This is a genomic window from Streptomyces lydicus (assembly GCF_004125265.1).
In the GTDB taxonomy this organism is placed as follows: domain Bacteria; phylum Actinomycetota; class Actinomycetes; order Streptomycetales; family Streptomycetaceae; genus Streptomyces; species Streptomyces lydicus_C.
The window spans coordinates 6,818,234-6,838,017 of sequence record NZ_RDTE01000003.1 but is presented as its reverse complement, the minus strand read 5'-3'; the positions used below and the strand labels follow the sequence as shown (position 1 = coordinate 6,838,017).

Annotated in this window: 14 protein-coding genes; 2 read left to right on the top strand and 12 right to left on the bottom strand. The window is 72.7% G+C overall.

Going from position 1 to position 19,784, the window contains the following annotated elements; all coding sequences use genetic code 11:
- Positions 1-207: 207 nt before the first annotated feature.
- The 4 genes from D9V36_RS32610 to D9V36_RS32595 form a co-directional block, all read right to left on the bottom strand.
- On the bottom strand, positions 208-2,613 hold the full coding sequence (locus D9V36_RS32610; RefSeq protein ID WP_129296925.1) for an ATP-binding cassette domain-containing protein: 2,406 nt from the start codon (positions 2,611-2,613) through the stop codon (positions 208-210).
- A gap of 201 nt (positions 2,614-2,814) precedes the next feature.
- Positions 2,815-3,171 (bottom strand): VOC family protein, encoded by a 357-nt coding sequence (locus D9V36_RS32605; protein ID WP_129296924.1) that lies wholly within the window; start codon positions 3,169-3,171, stop codon positions 2,815-2,817.
- An 83-nt stretch (positions 3,172-3,254) separates the two neighbouring features.
- Entirely contained in the window at positions 3,255-5,804 is a 2,550-nt protein-coding gene (pepN, locus tag D9V36_RS32600) for an aminopeptidase N (RefSeq protein WP_129296923.1), read from the bottom strand.
- A gap of 738 nt (positions 5,805-6,542) precedes the next feature.
- Positions 6,543-7,430, bottom strand: a complete 888-nt coding sequence (locus tag D9V36_RS32595; RefSeq protein ID WP_129296922.1) for a helix-turn-helix domain-containing protein — start codon at positions 7,428-7,430, stop codon at positions 6,543-6,545.
- A 163-nt stretch (positions 7,431-7,593) separates the two neighbouring features.
- Between D9V36_RS32595 and D9V36_RS32590 the strand changes: the two genes are divergently transcribed.
- A complete protein-coding gene (locus D9V36_RS32590) occupies positions 7,594-9,402 on the top strand; it encodes a beta-galactosidase (RefSeq protein WP_431357717.1) in 1,809 nt (602 codons plus the stop codon).
- 35 nt (positions 9,403-9,437) lie between these two features.
- Here D9V36_RS32590 and D9V36_RS32585 read toward each other — a convergent pair whose 3' ends face one another.
- The 6 genes from D9V36_RS32585 to D9V36_RS32560 all read right to left on the bottom strand — a co-directional run bounded on the left by D9V36_RS32585 (position 9,438) and on the right by D9V36_RS32560 (position 16,919).
- On the bottom strand, positions 9,438-12,515 hold the full coding sequence (locus D9V36_RS32585) for an endo-alpha-N-acetylgalactosaminidase family protein (protein WP_129296921.1): 3,078 nt from the start codon (positions 12,513-12,515) through the stop codon (positions 9,438-9,440).
- A gap of 223 nt (positions 12,516-12,738) precedes the next feature.
- On the bottom strand, positions 12,739-13,296 hold the full coding sequence (locus tag D9V36_RS32580; RefSeq protein ID WP_129296920.1) for a Uma2 family endonuclease: 558 nt from the start codon (positions 13,294-13,296) through the stop codon (positions 12,739-12,741).
- A gap of 202 nt (positions 13,297-13,498) precedes the next feature.
- A complete protein-coding gene (locus tag D9V36_RS32575) occupies positions 13,499-14,587 on the bottom strand; it encodes a sensor histidine kinase (protein WP_431357769.1) in 1,089 nt (362 codons plus the stop codon).
- A gap of 155 nt (positions 14,588-14,742) precedes the next feature.
- Entirely contained in the window at positions 14,743-15,474 is a 732-nt protein-coding gene (locus D9V36_RS32570) for a response regulator (protein WP_129296919.1), read from the bottom strand.
- Positions 15,475-15,569: 95 nt separating this feature from the next.
- Positions 15,570-15,758 (bottom strand): hypothetical protein, encoded by a 189-nt coding sequence (locus tag D9V36_RS32565; protein WP_129296918.1) that lies wholly within the window; start codon positions 15,756-15,758, stop codon positions 15,570-15,572.
- A gap of 351 nt (positions 15,759-16,109) precedes the next feature.
- The gene (locus tag D9V36_RS32560) at positions 16,110-16,919 is read right to left on the bottom strand and encodes a S1 family peptidase (RefSeq protein WP_129296917.1); all 810 of its coding nucleotides are present in this window, start codon (positions 16,917-16,919) and stop codon (positions 16,110-16,112) included.
- Between the two features lie 264 nt (positions 16,920-17,183).
- Here D9V36_RS32560 and D9V36_RS32555 point away from each other — a divergent pair, with 264 nt between their 5' ends.
- On the top strand, positions 17,184-18,080 hold the full coding sequence (locus D9V36_RS32555; RefSeq protein WP_129296916.1) for a hypothetical protein: 897 nt from the start codon (positions 17,184-17,186) through the stop codon (positions 18,078-18,080).
- Between the two features lie 96 nt (positions 18,081-18,176).
- Here the strand turns inward: D9V36_RS32555 and D9V36_RS32550 are convergent, their stop codons facing one another.
- Positions 18,177-18,935 carry a hypothetical protein gene (locus D9V36_RS32550; protein WP_129296915.1) on the bottom strand — a complete coding sequence of 253 codons (759 nt, stop codon included), beginning with the start codon at positions 18,933-18,935 and terminating at the stop codon, positions 18,177-18,179.
- 90 nt (positions 18,936-19,025) lie between these two features.
- Positions 19,026-19,721, bottom strand: coding sequence for an alpha/beta fold hydrolase (locus D9V36_RS32545; RefSeq protein WP_129296914.1), 696 nt, complete (start codon positions 19,719-19,721; stop codon positions 19,026-19,028).
- Positions 19,722-19,784: the final 63 nt, after the last annotated feature.

Here is a 19,784-nt window from a genome sequence, read left to right as displayed (position 1 = left end):
TGGGGTGTCGGTCCCGTGGGGATCAGCCCTCAGGCAGCGCTAAGTTACTTTCCCTGTACAGCCTGTATCCACTGGTTGTGCGGTCATACCACCCGTAAGTGGTACGGGGTGCACCGCAGGTGTTCGGGTGCACCCCGCCTTGCCGGCCTCGGTGGTTTTCCGTTCGGGGCGGGGCGGCACCCGGCTCGCGGGACCGCCCCACCCCGGTCAGGTGCCGACGTAGGCCGCGAGGTGCTCGCCGGTGAGGGTGGAGCGGGCGGCGACGAGGTCGGCGGGGGTGCCCTCGAAGACGATCCGGCCGCCGTCGTGTCCGGCGCCGGGGCCGAGGTCGATGATCCAGTCGGCGTGCGCCATGACCGCCTGGTGGTGCTCGATGACGATGACCGACTTGCCGGAGTCGACGAGCCGGTCGAGCAGGCCGAGCAGTTGCTCGACGTCGGCGAGGTGGAGGCCGGCGGTCGGTTCGTCGAGGAGGTAGACGCCGCCCTTCTCGGCCATGTGGGTGGCGAGCTTGAGCCGCTGCCGCTCGCCGCCGGACAGTGTGGTGAGCGGCTGGCCGAGGCCGAGGTAGCCGAGCCCGACGTCGGCGAGCCGGCCGAGGATGCGGTGCGCGGCCGGGGTGCGGGCCTCGCCGTCGCCGAAGAACTCCCCGGCCTCGGTCACCGACATCGCGAGCACTTCGCTGATGTCGCGGCCGCCGAGGTGGTGGTCCAGGACGGAGGCCTGGAACCGCCTTCCCTCGCACTCCTCGCAGGGGGAGGCGACGCCGGCCATCATCGCCAGATCGGTGAAGATGACGCCGGCGCCGTTGCAGGTGGGGCAGGCGCCCTCGGAGTTGGAGCTGAAGAGTCCCGGCTTCACGCCGTTGGCCTTGGCGAAGGCCTTGCGGATCGGGTCGAGCAGTCCGGTGTACGTCGCCGGGTTGCTCCGTCGTGAGCCGCGGATCGGGGCCTGGTCGACGGACACCACGCCCTCGTCGGCGGCTCCCGCCCGCCTGGGCAGCGACCCGTGGACGAGTGAGCTCTTTCCGGAGCCGGCGACGCCGGTGACGACGGTCAGCACGCCGAGCGGGAGGTCGACGTCGACGCCGCGCAGGTTGTGCGTGGTCGCGCCGCGGATCTCCAGCTTGCCGGTGGGGGTGCGCACGGTCTTCTTGACGGCGGCCCGGTCGTCGAAGTGGCGGCCGGTGACGGTGCCGCCGGCCCGCAGGCCCTCGACGGTGCCCTCGAAGCAGACCGTGCCGCCCGCCGCACCGGCGCCGGGGCCCAGGTCGACGACGTGGTCGGCGATCGCGATGGTCTCCGGCTTGTGCTCCACGACGAGCACCGTGTTGCCCTTGTCCCGCAGCCGCAGCAGCAGGTTGTTCATCCGCTGGATGTCATGGGGGTGCAGGCCCGTGGTGGGCTCGTCGAAGACGTAGGTGGTGTCGGTGAGCGAGGAGCCGAGGTGGCGGATCATCTTGACGCGCTGTGCCTCGCCGCCCGACAGGGTGCCCGACGCCCGGTCGAGGGAGAGGTAGCCGAGGCCGATCTCGGCGAACGAGTCGAGCGTCTGCTGCAGCGCGGTGAGCAGGGGCGCCACCGACGGCTCGTCGAGGCCGCGGACCCAGGCGGCCAGGTCGCTGATCTGCAGGGCGCAGGCGTCGGCGATGCTGATGTCGCCGATGCGCGAGGACCGGGCTGCTTCACTCAGCCGGGTGCCGTCGCACTCGGGGCAGGTGGTGAAGGTGACCGCCCGCTCCACGAACGCCCGGATGTGCGGCTGCAGCGCCTCCTTGTCCTTGGACAGGAACGACTTCTGGATCTTGGGGATCAGCCCTTCGTAGGTGAGGTTGACGCCCTCGACCTTGACCTTGGTCGGCTCCCGGTGGAGGAAGTCGTGCATCTCCTTCTTGGTGAACTCGCGGATCGGCTTGTCCGGGTCGAGCAGGCCCGACTCGGCGTAGACCCGTACGGTCCAGAAGCTGTCGGACTTCCAGCCGGGGATGGTGAACGCGCCCTCGGCGAGCGACTTGGAGTCGTCGTAGAGCTGGGTGAGGTCGATGTCGGAGACCGTGCCGCGGCCTTCGCAGCGTGTGCACATGCCGCCGGTGCGGTGGAAGGTCGCCTTCACCGCCTTGCGGGCTCCGCGCTCGACGGTGATGGCGCCGCTCGCCCGGACCGAGGGGACGTTGAAGGCGTACGCGCCGGGCGGGCCGATGTGCGGCTTCCCGAGCCGGCTGAAGAGGATGCGCAGCATCGCGTTGGCGTCGGTGACGGTGCCGACGGTGGAGCGGGCATCGCCCCCCATCCGCTGCTGGTCGACGATGATCGCGGTGGTCAGCCCTTCGAGGACGTCGACCTCGGGCCGGCCCAGGGTCGGCATGAAGCCCTGTACGAAGGCGCTGTAGGTCTCGTTGATCAGCCGCTGCGACTCCGCGGCGATGGTGTGGAAGACCAGTGAGCTCTTGCCCGAGCCGGAGACGCCGGTGAACACCGTCAGCCGGCGCTTCGGGATCTCGATGCTGACGTCCTTGAGGTTGTTCTCGCGCGCGCCGTGTACGCGGATCAGATCGTGGCTGTCGGCGGCGTGCGGGGCGGGCGTCTGCGGGGCCGTCCTCGTGACCTTGCTCATCGTGTCTCCCTCTGTGAGGACGGCCGCCTTCGCAGTCTCCGTCGGCGTCGCCGGGTTCGGCCTGACCGGATCCGAGCGTAACGTCTGATTTTGCTGTGGCGGAGGGGGTGTGCGACAGCCCGGCCGGCGGCCGTCGCGCGGCCGGGCATCCGGTTCAGCTCGCGCCCGGCCCGGGGGCGGCGGGGAGCGAGGGGGCGGCCCTCATCGGTCCTGGAGCAGCCCGAGGACGTTGCCGTCGGGGTCGGTGACGGTGGCCACCAGGCGGCCGCCGCCGACCTCGTGCGCGGGCTCCTTCACGGTGGCGCCCGCGGCGGTCACCTCGGCCAGCTTCGCCTCGATGTCCGGCACGTGCCAGTAGGCCACCGGCGCGGTCATGCCCTGCGGGCCGCCGCCCGGCACCAACCCGATGTGCTGGCCGCCGGCCTCGAAGCCGACGTAGTAGGACTCGTCGGCCTGCGGTGGTACGCCGAGCAGGGCGGCGTACACCGCCTTGGCCGCCGCCAGGTCGGACACGGGGTGCAGCACGGTCTTGATTCCCTGGGTGGCAGAACCGGTCATGATCACTCCTGAGCTCGTGGGGCGAATTGCCTGGTATGCCCCATCGAGCTTAAGGACGAACGGGATGCCCGGCCCTCGACACGCTAGGCGCCCCCGGCCGCGGTGCGTACCTTCAGTGCCCTGCGCAGATCGTCGAGCTGGTCGATGAGCTTGCGGCGCAGGGCGGGTGCCGGGTCGCCGTCGGTGAGGCAGGCCTCGCCGCGCCTGAGGGTGTCCTCCTCGACGAAGACGGCGGGGAAGGCGTAGCGGCCGGCGGCATCGGCGAGAGCGGGGCCGCGGGCGGCGGCGAGGGCGGGGACCTCGGTGAAGTAGCGGGCGACGTAGGGGCGGAGCAGGTCGTGCTGTTCGGGTGCCCAGAAGCCGGTGGCGGTGGCGGTGAAGAGGTAGTTGGACAGGGCGGCCTTGCCGTCGGTGGTGAACAGGGCGTCCCAGGCGGCTTGTTTGGCGGCCGGGTCGGGGAGCGCGGCGTGGCAGCGGGCGGCGCCTTCGCGGCCGGTGGCGCTGGGGTCGCGGGCGAGTTCGGCGTCGATGGCGGCGCGGAGTTCGTCGAGCGGCGCCGCGCCGAGGGTGGCGAGCCGGCCCAGGATGCGCCAGCGCAGTTCGGGGTCGAGGCGGGGGCCGCCGGGGACGCTGCCGTCATCGAGCCAGTCCTGGATGCCTTCGGGAGTGGTGGCGCTGTCGATGAAGGTACGGACGGCGGTGAGCCGCAGCCCCGCTTCCGCGCCGTGTTCGGGGCCTTCGGTGCGGCGGAGTATGTCGCGACTGAGGGAGGTGAGGGTGGCGAGGGCGGTGCGGCGTTCGATGCGGGGGAGGTAACGGTCGGCGATCTGGGTGCGGGCGAAGGCCAGGACGCCCTGGACGACGGCGAGGTCGGTTTCGTACGGGAGGTGGGTGCGGGCGGCGTCGAGATAGGCGGCGGGGGCGAGTTCGCCGTCGCGGACCATGTCGCGGGCGGCGTTCCACACCACGGCGCGGGTCAGCGGTTCGGGAAGTCCGGACAGTGCGCCGAGGGCGGTGTCCCAGGAGACGGGGTCGAGGCGGACCTTGGCGTAGCTGAGGTCCTGGTCGTTGAGCAGGAGCAGGGCGGGGCGGCCGCCCGTGCCGGAGTGGCCGCCGCCGTCGGGCACGTCCCAGGACAGCGGCTCGCGCGGGACGAGGCGGCCCGGGGTGGTGCGGTCGTGGTCGTAGAGGCCGATGGTGAGCCGGTGCGGGCGGGTGCCGTCCTGGCTTCCGGTCTGCTCGACGGACACGCTCCAGTGGCCGTCCGTGCCTTCCTGTACGACGGGGGTCAGGGTGTCGACTCCCGTGGTGCGCAGCCAGCGCTCGGCCCAGGCGTGGACGTCGCGGTCGGTGGCACGGGCGAGCGAATCGATGAAGTCGGCGAGGGTGGCGTTGCCGAAGCGGTGCCGGGCGAAGTGGTCGTTGATACCGGCGAGGAAGTCCTTCTCCCCCATCCAGGCGACGAGTTGGCGCAGGGCGGAGGCGCCCTTGGCGTAGGAGATGCCGTCGAAGTTGGTGAGCGCCGAGGTGGTGTCGGGGACGTCCTCGGGGGCGGGGGCGACGGGGTGGGTGGAGGGGCGCTGGTCGGCGTCGTAGCCCCAGCCCTTGCGTGCGATGGCGAAGTCGGTCCAGGTGTCCTTGAAGCGGGTGGCTTCGGACAGGACCTGGTAGCCCATGTATTCGGCGAAGGACTCGTTCAGCCAGATGTCGTCCCACCATTGGAGGGTGACGAGGTCGCCGAACCACATATGCGCCATTTCGTGGGAGACGACCATGCCGCGGGTCTGGCGTTCGGTGTCGGTGACGGCGGAGCGGAAGACGAACTCGTCGCGGAAGGTGACCAGGCCGGGGTTCTCCATGGCGCCGGCGTTGAACTCGGGGACGAAGGCCTGGTCGTACGAGTCGAAGGGGTAGGGCTCCTCGAAGATCTGGTGGTAGCGGTCGAAGCAGCGCCGGGTGAGGTCGAGGATTTCCTCGGCGTCGGCGTCGAGGTACGGGGCCAGGGAGCGGCGGCAGTGGAGGCCGAAGGGCAGTCCGGCGTGTTCGGCGCGTACGGAGTGCCAGGGGCCTGCGGCGACGGCGACCAGGTAGGTGGAGATCAGCGGGGTGGGGGCGAGGGTCCAGTGGCCGGGGTCGCCTTGGGTGGCGATGCCGTTTCCTAGGACGGTCCACTCGGTGGGGGCGGTGACGGTGAGGGCGAAGACGGCCTTGAGGTCGGGCTGGTCGAAGGCCGCGAAGACGCGCTGGACGTCCTCCATGAAAAGCTGGGTGTAGACGTAGGTCTCGCCGTCGGCGGGGTCGGTGAAGCGGTGCATGCCTTCGCCGGTGCGGGAGTAGCGCATGGTGGCGTCCAGGCGCAGTTCATGGGCGCCGGGGGTGAGGCCGGTGAGCGGGAGGCGGTTGTCCTGCAGGGCCGCGGGGTCGAGGGGGTGGCCGTCGAGGGTGGCGGAGTGCAGCTCCGCGGGTTTGACCTCGACGAAGGTGTCGCCGGCGGCGTGCGCGGTGAAATGGATGACCGTACGGGAGGCGAAGTGGTCCTCGTCGCCTCGGGTGAGGTCGAGGGCGACCTCGTAACGGTGGACGTCGATGAGCCGGGCTCGGGTCTGCGCCTCGTCGCGCTGCAGTGCGGGCATGACGTCATGCTGCCGTACCGCCGGTGGGCGGTGCATCCCTGTTCTTCTGCGGGTGCGTTGTGGTTGGGCGCGCAGTTCCTCGCGCCCCTTTGGGGCGCCGTTGCGCCGGGCCTCGGTGTCGCCGGTTGGGCCGTGGGGGCGGGCGCCTTTGCGGGGTCGGTGGTTGCCGCGGGGGCCGGAGGGGACGCACCGGAACCCTCCCCCAGCCTTCGGCCGGGAGGTGCCCCCACGGCGCGGGCGGCCCTGGTCCATGGAATTGAGTACCCCGGCGTTCGCTCCGGTCCTGCGGGCGGGTCCCGGTACATCCCCTCCGGCCTTCGTTCGTTGCCGACTGCCGGCCGGTGGCACCGTCCGTCACCGATCACAAGCGTCGCTCCGGCCAGGTCCCTGCCAAGGGGTGAGCTGGTGGTGGCCGTAACGGTGATCGGTACGGCGGGACGGTCGCCAACGTGCGGCGGTCGGAGGGGATGTCCGGTGCCCCGCCCGCAGGACCGGAGCGGACGCCGGGTCAATCTTTCCCACGTAGCAGATGCGCCCGCGCCGTGGGGGCACCTCCCGGCCGAAGGCTGGGGGAGGGGTACCGGGCGTCCCTCCGACCCACCACCCACGACGGATAGGCGCACCGGCCCCAGCCACCGGCACACCCCGCACCAGGTCCACGCAGCGAAGCGACCACGTGCCCGGCCCCAGCCACACGTAACCCGCAACCCAGCCGAGCCGAAGCGGCCCCCAACAACCTCAGCCGTTACACCCCCTGACCAGCGGCGGGTCGTCCGGGTCGGGGACCTGCGTGGACCAGCCGCCGGGTACGTTGCGGACCTGGCGGTCGCGGAAGCGTACGGGGGCGGTGCCGACCCGGCGGGTGAACAGGCGGCTGAAGTACGCCGGGTCGTCGTAGCCGACCCGGCGGGCCACCGCCGCCACCGGGAGTTCGGTTCCCACCAGGAGTTCCTTGGCGCGGCCCAGGCGTATGGCCAGCAGGTAGTCCTTGGGGCTGCAGCCGGCCTCGCGGCGTACGGCGGTGCGGAGTTCCGCGGGGGTCATGCCGTGCCGGGCGGCGTGTTCGGCGACCGAGAGGGGGAGGAAGGCGTCCCGGGCGAGGGCCTGGAGGACCGGGTCCCCGTCGGCGTCGGTGTCGGCGCGTGCCCTGCGCAGGGCGACGAGGAGTTCGTGGACCGCGGCCGAGGTCTCGACCTCCAGCAGGGGGTTGCCCCGCCGCGCCGCGCGGGCGATCCGTCCGATGGCGGTCCGGGCCGGCCCGGTGTCCGCGAGCGGTACGAGCGGGCGGTCCGGTTCGATGTAGCCGAGTTCGGTGTAGGTCGCGGCGGCCGGCCCGGTGAAGTCGACGAAGCTCTCGTCCCAGCCGGTCTCCGGGTCGGCGCCGTAGTGGTGCGGCACCCCCGGCATGATCCACAGCAGGGCGGGGGCGGTCACCGCGCGGCGCCGGCCGTCGGGGGCGGTGAACCAGCCGCGGCCTGCGCTGATGACGATGGCGACGTGGTGGTCGAGGGTGCGCGGGCCGACCGTGGGCAGGGTGCCGTGCTGGAGGCCGACTCCCAGGCACACCAGACCGAGCCGGTGGTGGACCGGGCTCGGGGTGAAGTAGCGCATCCAGGTGTGGTACACGTCCGGGCCTCCCGTCGCTCCGTACCGCTCCGCCGGACCGTCGAACCGTCCAAACAGATCCGATCTTTGTCCATGGACCGTCACACCGCCAGAGGGCAAGGGTGGCCGGTGACCGGGTGCGTCCGGCCGGTGGCGCACGGGAGACGACGCAGGGGCGGGTGACGTGACGCAGTTCGAGGCGGGCGAGCGGGACTTCATGCTGGACGGGCGGCCGGTGCGGCTGCTGTCGGGGGCGATGCACTACTTCCGGGTGCACGAGGCGCAGTGGGACCACCGGCTGGCGATGCTCAGGGCGATGGGCCTGAACTGTGTGGAGACCTATGTGCCGTGGAATCTGCACGAGCCGCGGCCCGGCGAGTTCCGGGACCCGGAGGCGCTGGGGCGGTTCCTGGACGCGGTGCGGGCGGCGGGGCTGTGGGCGATCGTCCGCCCGGGACCGTACATCTGCGCGGAGTGGGAGAACGGCGGGCTGCCGCAGTGGCTGACCGGGCCGCTGGGGCGGCGGGTGCGGACGCGGGACGCGGCGTATCTGCGGGCCGTGGACGCCTGGTTCGCGCGGCTGCTGCCGCAGGTCGTGGCGCGGCAGTGCACGGCGGCGGGGCCCGGTGGCGCGGGCGGCGGGCCGGTGGTCATGGTGCAGGCGGAGAACGAGTACGGCTCGTACGGCAGCGACGGTGTGTATCTGGCGCACCTCGTGGAGCGGCTGCGGGCGCTGGGGGTGCGGGTGCCGCTGTTCACCTCGGACGGGCCCGAGGACCACATGCTCAGCGGTGGTTCGGTTCCGGGTCTGCCGGCCACCGTCAACTTCGGTTCGGGGGCCGGGGAGGCGCTGGCGGCGTTGCGGCGCCATCAGGCTCGGGGGCCGCTGATGTGCATGGAGTTCTGGTGCGGGTGGTTCGCGCACTGGGGGCAGGAGCAGGTGTCGCGCGCTCCGGAGGATGCCGCGGCGGTGCTGCGCGAGATTCTGGAGTGCGGGGCGTCGGTCAATGTCTATATGGCGCACGGCGGGACGAATTTCGGCGGGTGGGCGGGGGCGAACCGCGCGGGCGAGCTGCATGACGGGGCGCTGCGGTCGACGGTCACCTCCTACGACTACGGGGCGCCGGTCGATGAACGCGGGCGTCCCACGGAGAAGTTCTGGCGGTTCCGGGAGGTGCTGGCCGCGTGGGCGGACGGGCCGTTGCCCCGGGTGCCGGAGCCGCTGCGGGTGCTGGCGGAGCCGGTGCGTGCGGTGGTCGGGCAGTGGGCGTGCGCCGGGGATGTGATGGAGGCGCTGGGGGGTGCGGAGACCGCGGGGGGCGCTCCGGCGACGTTCGAGGAGCTGGGGGTGGACCGGGGTGTGGTCCGCTACCGGGTCGAGGTGCCGGGGCCGCGTGGTCCGCGACCGCTGCGGGTGCGGGGGCTGCGGGACCGGGCGGTGGTGTGGGTCGACGGGGTGCGCGGGCCTGTGGTGGACACCGAGGACGCGGTGCTCGGGGAGGTGGCCGGGCCGGCGTCGGTGGAGTTGTGGGTGGCGTCGCTGGGGCGGGTCAACTACGGTCCGCGGCTCGGTGAGTCCAAGGGGATCACCGGCGGGCTGCTGCACGAGCGGCAGTACCTGCACGGCGTACGGTCACGGGGGCTGCGGCTGGATGCGATGGAGGATGCCGGGGCGCTGGCGAGGGTGCCGTTCCGGGCGGTGGCGGAGGCGGGCGGGGCCGCGGGGCTGTACCGGGGGACGGTGACGGTGGCCGGGCGGCCCGGGGACGCCGATCTGGCGCTGCCGGGGTGGCGCCACGGCGTCGCCTGGATCAACGGTTTCTGTCTGGGGCGCTATTGGGATCTCGGGCCGCAGCGGACCCTGTATGTGCCGGGCCCGGTGCTGCGCGAGGGCGTCAACGAGCTGCTGTTGTGGGAGTGGGAGGGCGCCCCGGCCCTGGTGGGGGACGAGGCGGGGGCGCCCGGTCTGTATCCGTGCGCGGGCGGGCGCTGAGCGGTCCGTGGGGCGGCGGGGCCGCCCCGGGCGCGTCAGATCTCGCGTACCTCGAAGGAGTCCAGGACGAACTCCGCGGTCGCGTCGTCGGCCACCTTGCGCAGCCCCACCCATGCCTCGCCGTCGGACGGCGCGGTGAACTCGTAGGTGTGGATGGCGGGTTGGAGGGCGGCGGGCAGCGGGGTGCGGGTCAGTTCGCGGGGGGCGGGTGTGTCGGCGGCGGTGACCCAGGCGTACTGGCCGGCCCGCTCGTTCTCGTAGCGGAAGGTGACGCGGTAGCGGCGGCCGGGGGTGAAGCGGACGGTGTGCGGAACCGTCCGGTAGACGAGTCCGGTGTTCTCGCCGCGTGACTTGAGCGACTGGCCGCCGTCGATGACGTCGTCGATGGCCTTGCCGTTCCAGCCGCGCCGGGTGAATGGGGCGTGCCGCTGGGCGATATGGGTGCGGGGGTCGGTGCTGCCGCCCGCGTCGCCCTTGACGAAGACGCCCCAGCCCTGGGGTACGTGCTCGAAGTCCTCGTAGGCGAGGGTGCCGGGCTTGGTGGTGGGCCGGGCCGGTACGACGCGGAGGTTGTCGAACCTGACCCGGGCCCGGCCGGCCGCCGCGGTGAGGGTGAGGGTGACCGGGCCGCCGCCCTCGGGGACGGTGAAGTGGGTGAAGAGGCGCTGGAAGCGGGTGCCGGACTTGCGGTCGGCGGCGACGTAGTTGCCGGCGGTGGAGGTGTCGGTCCAGTTGGCGGCGGTGACGCCGTCGGCGGTACGGACCTCCAGGGCGGCCCGCCGCCGCTCCCCCGCCGTGGCGCCGACCTCGACCTGTACGGAGGCGGCGTAGCTGCCGGGGGCGAGGCGGGCGAGCCGTTGGGCGACGGTGGCGGCGGCGCCGGCGTCGATGACCAGCTCGTAGTCGCCCGGCGTGCTGAGCCGGACGGAGGCCGGGCCGGTGACCTGCCGGCCGGCCAGGTTCCCGGAGTGGAAGCCGGGGTCGGTCAGGGGTGTGCCCTCGCCCCAGCCGGGGTCGCGCTGCGCCGGGGCCTTGGTGCGGTGGACGACGTAGGCGACGCCGGGCCGGGCGGTGAGGGTGATCCTGCCGCCGCTGACGGGGAGCCGGGTTTCCTGGGTGCGGCCCTGGTCGGTGAGCCGGTAGGCGTAGACGGCGGCGGTGTCCGTCCAGCCGCGCGGCAGGGTCCAGGTGGTGGTGCCGCCATGGGGGTTGTAGTGGTAGAGCCGGTGCGGGTCGGTGGCCCGGCGGGGTTCCCAGGGGAGCAGGTAGGTGCCGTCGTCGTAGACCAGCCGCCCGTCGGTGGTGATCTTGCGGATGCCCTCGGCGTCGCTGACGGAGGTCTTGGTGGGGCCCTCGAAGGTGATCTCGTGCGGGCCCCAGGTGCTGATCGGGTACGCCTGGAGATATTTGGCGGGCAGGGCGTCGGTCCAGATGATCGTGTGGAACGCGTTCCAGTCGGTCTTGCCGACCCAGCCCTCGAAGTTCCCCATCCGGGCGTTGCCGAGCAGGGTGGGCCATTTGTCGGCGAAGACGTCCTTGTGGTGGTGGCGCAGGAAGCGGATCAGCCGGGAGTTGATGCCGCGGGAGGTGTCGGGGCCGTAGTCGGTCTCGTTCGCCCAGTGCGACCAGAGGGCGGAGCGCTCCAGGCCGTGGCCCCATTCGGTGGCGATCTGCCAGCCCTGGTCGCGCAGAAGGCGCTGCAGCTGGTCGGAGTTCCAGCCGGACTCGCGGAAGACGTCGAGGTAGAGGGTGGTGAGGGCCGGGTCGGTCTCCTTGCGGAGCTGGGCGAAGCGCCGGGCGATGTCGCCGGAGAGCAGATCGCGGCGGGCGTCGATGCGGTAGGACTGGTCGAGCCAGTCCCACTGTTTGTCGTTCTTGTCGACCAGCTGCTCGGAGAAGGCGTGGGCGACGGGGTAGGACTCGGTGGCGTTGACGTGCACCGCGAAGTCGCTGTTCCACTTCTTGCCGGCGCGGAGCAGGGCGTTGAGGTCGGCGAGCCCGCCGGCCCGGGTGTTGTAGTTGCCGCCGTAGTCGGGGTGGGCGGAGTCGTGGCCTTCGGACTGGTAGCCCTTGAGGAGGGTGAACTGCCGGAGCCCGTCGGTGGCCAGGGCGATCCGCTTGATGTGGTCGAGGGTGGCGAGGAACGGGTTGGTGGCCTGGCTGGCGAAGTTGAACGGGATGTGCGGGACGACCCGTAGGTGCTGCTCGTCGGCGCCCAGCGGCATGACCATGATGTCGCGCAGCGCGAGGGCGGCGTCCTGCCAGTCGGTCCTCCCGTCGCCGTTGCGGTCACCGGTGACGATGACGGTCGCGTACGGCAGCGGGCCGGTGGGGGACGGCTGTCCGGCTGCCCGGTGGGTCCACTGGCCGCAGGACAGCTGGGCCTTGACGAACCCGTCGCCCTGGACGGTCTGCCGCCAGAGGCGGCCGTTCTCCCAGGTGGTGGCCCCGGTGGGCTTGTCGTAGCAGGTGTTGGTCTCGACGGCGCCGGCCAGCGCGTCGGTGGCCACGACGGCGTAGGCGCATCCGGTGGGTGCGGCGTCGGCGGGGGTGTCGCCGGTGACCTGCACCAGGGTGTCGCCGCTCTTGGCCTTGTCCAGTTCGAGCCGGGCGGCCAGCAGGGCGGCGCCGGGCTGGTCGCTGCGGACGCTCAGCAGGGCGAGGCCGGGGATCTCCAGGGTGCCGATGCGCAGCGCCGGGGTGTCGGCGATGCGAGTGACCCGCCAGGTCGTGCGCCGGTCCCGGACGGCGATCTCGACGGTGAGGCCGGCGCCGCCGTCGAAGCCGAGGGTGTAAGTGGCGCGGTCGGCGCGGGTGTGGTGGGTGACGCGGGGGGTGTGGGCGGTGCCGTCGAGGAGGACTTGGGTGACCGGGGTGTCCTGGCCGTGCAGGACGGCACCGGTGCCGCGGTCGGTGTAGGAGACGATCCGGGGGAAGGCAGTGTCGACCCGGACCTCCAGCACGTCGGACCGGAGCACCGCCTCGCCTGTGCGGGGGGCGGCGCCGGCGGGGTGCGCGCCGAGCGGGAGGGCGCCCGCCGCTCCGGCGAGCGCGGTGGCGGCGACGACGTTTCTGCGGCTGGGCCCGCGCGGGGCGCCGGTGGGTTCGTTCACGCGCACTGTCCTCCTTCGTGCCTGCACTGCTCTGTCGGCGGACAGCGTGCTGCGCGTGCGGGTAGTGCGCCTATGGACAAAGGAGGGGCAGGTGTTGGACAGATGTGGGAGGGCGTCGGGGGCGTCGGGGTCGGTTGCGGCGAACACCTCGTTCAGCGCCGCCTTGGAATGGCCGGCTGCGCCGACTCCTCGGCGAGGACGATGAGGTGCTGCTCCCGGCGGGCTACAGGCCGGTGGTGTCCAGCTCAAGGCCGAACGGCTCCGGAAGACGCACCGTCGTGCCGTACGGGTGGGGGCCGTCCGCCCGCGTGTACCCGAGTTCACCGGGCTCCGAGTACACCGTCACCGAACGCTCCTGACGGTCGACCAGGAGGTACAGCGGCGCCCCGTACTCCGCGTACCGCCGTCGCTTCACGACCCGGTCCGTCTCCGCGTTCGACTCACTGGTGACCTCGACCACGAGGAGGGTGTCCGCGGGCAGCAGCGCTCCGGCGCCTTTCGCGGCCGCGGCCGGCACGACGGCGATGTCCGGGACGTACCAGTTGGAGGAACCCGGCAGGTCCAGGTTCCCGGACCCGGTGACACAGTCCAGCTCCCGGGCCCGCGCGCGGATCTGGTCGCGGATCGTCTCGGCTGCGGCTTCGTGGTCCCAAGTCGGTGACACCGGTTCGATGACCCCTTCGACGATCTGGGCCCGTTCGCCCTTGATGTGCTGGATGGCGTACTTGAGGGCGCGTTCGGGGTCGACGCCGTTGCTGTAGTCGACGGACTCGATGCTCATGGGATCCGTCCTTCGGCCGGCCGCGGGGCGGTAGGGATGCTCACGGCCTATTCAACGCCACGGAGGGCCTGCACGGCACGACAACGACCCACCTGAAAGGCGGGGCACGCCGGGCGCCTTCGAGGGCGGGCGGGCGAGCACAGGAGTTCGTCGATGGCGGCAGGCACGGCCGGCCGGTGGCGGCCGGTGCGACCGGTTGGCCTCAGGCCGTCGCCCCGCTGTCGAGGGGCAGTACGGCGGTGAGTTCCCAGCCGCCCTCGGCGGCGGGGCCCGCGAGGAGCCGTCCGCCCATCGCCTCGGCCCGTTCGGTGAGGCCGGCCAGTCCGAAGCCGCCGCCGCGGGCTTGTTCGCCGAGGCGGGCCGGGCGGCCGCCGTCGTTGGCGATGCGCAGCTCCGCGCCGAAGGGGACCGATCGCAGGCCGATCCGTACCGCCGTGGCGTCCGCCGCGTGCTTGCGGACGTTGGTCAGCGCCTCGCGCACGATGCGGTAGACCGCCGCGGCCACATCGTCCGGCAGCGTCTGTGCCAGGCCGGTGTCGACGGAGAGGACGACCGGCGGGCCGGTGCGGGCGAACGCCTCGGTCAGCGCCCGGACCTCGGCGAGCCCGGCGACCGGGTGCGGGTGTGCCCCGTCCTCGCGCAGGACCCGCACCAGGCGGCGCATCGCGCCCAGCGCCTCGCTGCCGGAGGCCTCGATCCGTTCGAGGGTGGCGCCGGCCGGCCGGCCTTCGAGAGCGGTGAAGCGGGCGGCGCGGGCCTGGACGACGATGCCGGTGACATGGTGGGCGACCAGGTCGTGCAGCTCCCGCGCCAGTTCCAGGCGTTCGGCGGCCCGCACGGCCGCGAGATCGCGCAGCCGCCGGGCGTCCTGCCGGCGCAGGATCGCCGAATACGCGGCGACGACCACGGTGAGCACGGCGGAGACGACGGTGAACAGCCCCGGCCTGACGTCCCGCAGCGGGGCGAGCACACAGGCCAGGCCCAGCAGCGGGCCGAGGACGGCGGCGGTGCGGCCGGGCGCCCGGCGGATCACGGCGGCGAGCAGGACGAGCAGGGCGATGCCCTCGCCCAGGCCCCACACTTCCCGTGCGTGCTGCCCGGCGGTCAGCGCCGCCGACGCGGTGAGGGAGACGGTTGCCGCGGTCCACCCACGGCCGGTCGGCAGGATCCGCTCGGAGGGCACCGCACACAGACAGACCACGAGGCCGGCGGCCACCACGATCAGGTGCGGCCGGGCGGGCTGTCGGGCCGTCGCCAGCGCTTCGAGCCCGACGAGGAGGAGCAGTGCCAGCGCGAGGGCGGCCCGGGCGGCGACGGCTTGCCGCGGAGGGGGCTGCGCCCACCGTGCCGGCCGGCTGCCCGGCGCGGCCCACCGGGCGCGCACCGGGACACCGCCGGAGAGACGCCGTACCCCGGGCCGTGTCCGGGTGCGCTCGCCGTGCTCGCTCACGGGCCGCCGGAGGACAGGCCGCTCTCCCAGGCCCAGAAGGCGACCTCGACCCGGTTGCGGGCAGCCAGTTTGATCTGCACGTTCGCCAGATGGGACTTGACCGTGGACAGCGACAGATACAGGGCGCCGGCGATCTCGGCGTTGGTCCGGCCGCCGGCCAGCGCCCGGACGACGTCCCGTTCGCGGCCGGTCAGCGGCTCGGACGGGGTGCGGGAAGCGGCCCGGCCCCTGCCGCCGGCCGGGGACAGCTCGCGCAGCAGCCGGGCGGCGACCGAGGGCGAGAGCACGGAGTGGCCGACGGCGGCGGCCCGTACGGCCTCCACGAGCAGCGCGGGGCGGGCGTCCTTGAGCAGGAAGCCCGAGGCGCCGCCGTGCAGCGCGGCGTGCACATATTCGTCCAGGTCGAAGGTGGTGACGATGACGATCCCAGGGGTGTGCCGGCCCTCGGGGCGGTCGGCGGGGTGGCCGACGGGGCGGTCGGCGGGGTGGCCGACGGGGTGGTCGGCGGGGGGCCCGGTCAGCCGCCGGGTGACCTCCAGTCCGTCGGTCCCGGGCATCCGGATGTCCAGCAGCAGCACATCGGGACGCAGCCGTTCGACGGCCGCGAGGGCGGCCTCGCCGTCGGTGGCCTCGGCGACGACCTCGATGTCGGGCAGGCTCTCCAGAACCGTCCGGAAGCCCATCCGGACCACTTCCTGGTCGTCCGCGATCACCACACTGATCGGCATGTCGTTCCTCCTGGGCGCCCTCGGGGGCGCGGGCCCGTATCGGTCTTCCCCCTCGGCGGCGTATCCGTCTCCCTCCCGGCGGCGGGACCTGCCGATCAGCCCTGGGCCGCGTTCGGGCGGTCGTCGGCCGGCAGCTCGACGGGGTCGTCCGGGCCGCCGAGCAGCACATAGGCGAGGGTCACGGCGGAGGCGGCGAGGAGCAGCGCGGCGAGGACGGTGGCTCGGTGGCCGCGGTCGGGTGCCGGGGGACGGGGGCGGGGTCCGGGTCGGGGCTCGGTGCTCATAGCGTTCACGGTAGGAAGCCGTCGCGGGGCGGCCCATAGGCCGTCCGGTCATCCCTGACGGCACAAGGCCCGGCCGCGCGCACGAGCTTGGTCCCGCGGCGGACGGACCAAGGGCCGTGGCACGAAGGGACCAAGGTCCCGGACCGGGGCCGGGGGCTTCGAACCCGGCGAGGGGCCCGGGGATCCACCGCGGATCCCCGGGCCCCTCGTGTACGCGCTGCGCTTCTCGTGCTCAGTGCGCTTCTCGTGCTCAGTGCACTTCTCGTGCTCAGTGCACTTCTCGTGCTCAGTGCGCTTCTTGTGCACGCGGTACGTGCCGCGTACGAAGCGCGGCGCACCGACCAGGAACGGTCAGCCGCCCAGTTCGCCCGCGGCCTTCTTGATGTTCGCGGCGAAGGTGCTCACCTCGCTGTAGACACCGGGCTTGCCGGGACGTGCGCAGCCCTCGCCCCAGGAGACGATGCCGACCTGGAGCCACTGCCCGGCGTCGTCCTTGCGGAACATCGGGCCGCCGGAGTCCCCCTGGCAGGTGTCGATGCCGCCGGTGTCCAGCTTGCCGGCGCAGATCTCGTCGCCGGGCGTCAGCTGGTCGCCGTAGGCCTTCTGGCAGGCGGCGTCGTCGACGAACGGCACGGTGGCCTTGAGGAGGTAGCGCTGCTGGTCGCCGCCCTCCTTGTCGGCGCCCCAGCCGGCGATGGTGAAGTCGCCGTTGTTGAGCTTGTCGTCCTCGGCGATCTTCAGCGTGGGCTGGTCGATCGGCTTGGCGAGCTTGATGAGCGCCCAGTCCTTGCCCTTGCCGTTGTAGCCGGGGGCCTGGAGGACCTGCGTGGAGTTCACCTTGACGGCGTGGGAGTCCTCCAGGTCGGCCACGCCGGCGGTGGCCGTGATGGAGGTGTTCGCACCGCTGCCGTCGACGCAGTGCGCGGCGGTGAGCACGATGTCCTTGGCGTACAGGGCGCCGCCGCAACCCATCGACAGCCGGACCATGAACGGGAATTCACCCTGGCCGGCCTTGGTGCCGCCGACGACCTGATGGTGGACGGAGCCGGACGGGGCGGCCGAGGGGGCGGCCGAGGCCGAGCCGGGCTGAAGGCTGACGGCGGCAAGGGCGACGGCGCCGAGGGCAAGGGATCTGCTGAGGGGCTTCCGGTAGCTGCGCAACGGGCTTCCTTTCGTGGGGGGTTGCACGTCGATGACGAGCCCATGCCAACACCGGAGCCGGACGTGGCCGCCGCAGAAGGTGTGTGGAGGACGGCCGCACGCCGCAAGGCGACCGGACCCAGTGGGGGATGAGTCCGTAAAGCGCCCTGTGATTATGTGGAGCGGCCGATCGGGGTGACAAGAGTGCGCATCCGGCCAACTCGCCTGCCCCACAGGCCCCGTACGGCCCATACCGGACCTTCCCGGCCCCCGTACAGTGGCCGGGTGACCACGGGCGGCAGTGAGATCGAGCACGGATACCCGCATCTCGACACGGTGCGTGCGGCCGTCCACGCGCTGTTCAAGCGCCTGTCGTACGACACGGTGAGCACTTTTGCCACCAGTGTGCTGCCGGTCGATGTGGCCTTCGACGAGACCGAGGAGCTGCACCTGGGGGCGCAGCGGGTCGCCCGGGTCATGCTCCGCCATCTGCATCTGCCGGACGCGCGGACGGTCATCACGTTCCGGGAGATGGAACACGCCGCCGTCGTCGAACTCAGCGCGGGGCCGGAGTACTTCATCGAGCTCAACGACCGCTTCAGGAAGCACCGCAAGGACATCGGCGCCGCGCTGGCCCATGAGGTGATGCACCTGTATCTGCACCGTCTGGACCTGTCGTTCCCCGGCACCCGGGACAACGAGATCCTCACCGACACCGCGGCCGCGTACCTCGGCGCGGGCTGGCTGCTGCTGGACGCCTTCCGCGAGCACGGCCCGCTCTCGCAGAAGCTCGGCTATCTGACGCCGGAGGAGTTCGGGTATGTCCTTGCCCAGCGGGCCGAGTTCTTCGGCGAGGACCCGTCGCCGTGGTTCACCAGCCCGCAGGCGTACGACGCGTACACGGCGGGCGCGGCACGGGCCCGCCGGGACGCCCGCAGGCCGCCGCTCGCCACCGCCGGCTGGGCCGCCCGGCTGCGCTACGCCAAGGACCGCCGGGCGGCGCAGGATCCACGGCGCACCGGCCGCCCGCCCGCCACCGGCGACTACGCCTTCGAGGGCCCGCCGCCCCTGCGGGTGTCCTTCCCCTGCCCCGCCTGCCACCAGCGGATCCGGGTCCCGGTCCGTGGCCGGCTGCAGGCCCGCTGCGGGCTGTGCAAGACGCTGCTGGACTGCGATACGTGACGGAGCGCTGGCCTGCTCCCCGGCTCCCTGCCGGATCCCCCGGGTTCACCGGTACTCACCGCTGGGTTCCCCCTGCTCACCGCCGCTCACCGCTGCTCACCGCCAGGCGTGCGGAGCGAGGTAGTGATTGCGGTGGCCGGCCTGGAGGACCTGGTGCAGTTTCGTCAGGTGCTCGGTGGCGGCCGGGAGGTCCAGTTGCCTCAAGAGCACGACGGCGGCCTCGGGTTCGAGGTCTCCATAGATATCGTGGTAGCTGCCGAGGAGCCCGCGGAACAGCGCGGGGTGAAGTTCGGGTATCCCCGCCGCCGTCCGGTAGGCCGGCTGCTTGACCGGCCAGGGCACGGGCCCCGAGGCTTCGAGAACACGCCGGGCGCGGCGCAGCAGCGGGCCGCGGTCCGGGCCGGCAGGTATCTCCTGGGCCGGCAGCGAGGCGATGTCGTTGCCCAGCACCTCGGCGAACGCCGTCGCCGAGGTGTCCCGGTCCTCGAACCAGTCGACCCAGAGCGAGTAGAGCAGCGCCTCGGGCTCGGCCGCGGCCTCCAGCCGCACCCGGCAGGAATCCCAGAACGCCTCCGCCGGCAGGGGGTTGTGCTTGTCCGCGAGAGCGAGGCGGATCTCCATCGTCACCCAGTACTCGCCGAGCAGATCCAGCAGGCCGAGGGCAGTCCGCAGCCGGGCGGTCGCCTCCAGCGCGGGATCCTCCAGGGCCACGCTCGTCCAGGTGTGTGCCACCTCGTTCGGCGTCAGCAGCACCTCCGGAGAATCGCCCTGCCGCCAGGCGTCGCTGCTGACTTGTGTCACACCTGCCGCTGCCAGCCAGCGGCGGGCACGCTCCGCGTCCTCGTCTTCGCTCATCACACGGCAAGTATGGGGCCGCACACGGCAAGGAGACGGCGGCAGGACGCCACCCGGCACACGGGAGGAGTCCGCCGGGGGCGTGCTCCCCTAGACCCACCCCTCCAGCCCCGCCATGAAGCCGTCGAAGTCGTCGCGGTGGATGGTGTGTCCGGCGCCGGGCACCGTACGGACCTCGAAGCCGCGGCCGGTCAGCTCGTCTGCCGCCTGCTCGGAGAAGAGGAAGCCCTCCCCCGCGAACTGCACCAGTGACGGGACGACCGGCTTCTCGGGCACATGGTCCTGCCGGTGCACGGCGGACAGCGCGAGGGCGGTGGCGGTGTCCCACTGCGCGATCGTGGCCAGCTCGATGTCGAGATCGGAGTCGTTCCAGCGCGGGTTGAAGGTGCGCAGCATCGCCCGGTCGGCCCGCTTGAACGTGACGAACAGGGCGGGGTCGACGGGCTCCTGGAACCTGGGGAACTGCCAGGCGGGATCGCTGTAGACGGCCCGCCGCGGCTGCAGCCGCTCCACCGCCAGGGACAGTGCCAGGCCGCCCAGCGAATGTCCGATGACGACCTCGGGGGCGGCGGGCAGGGTCTCCACGAGGTCTTCGGCGTACAGCTCGGGGTCGTAGTCGCCGCGCGGGCTGCGGCCGTGGCCGCGCAGGTCGACGGCGATGACGCGATAGCCCCGGTCGGCGAGTGCCGGAGCGACGCGGTGCCAGGTGCGGTGGTCGGACATCAGCCCGTGGACCAGCACCGCGGTCCGCTCGCCGGTGCCCCACTCGTGGGTGTGCAACTGCATGCCCGTGTCTCTCCTCGCGTCCCGCGCTCGCCCGCCTGCCGGTGTTCCCCGAACCGGTTCCCC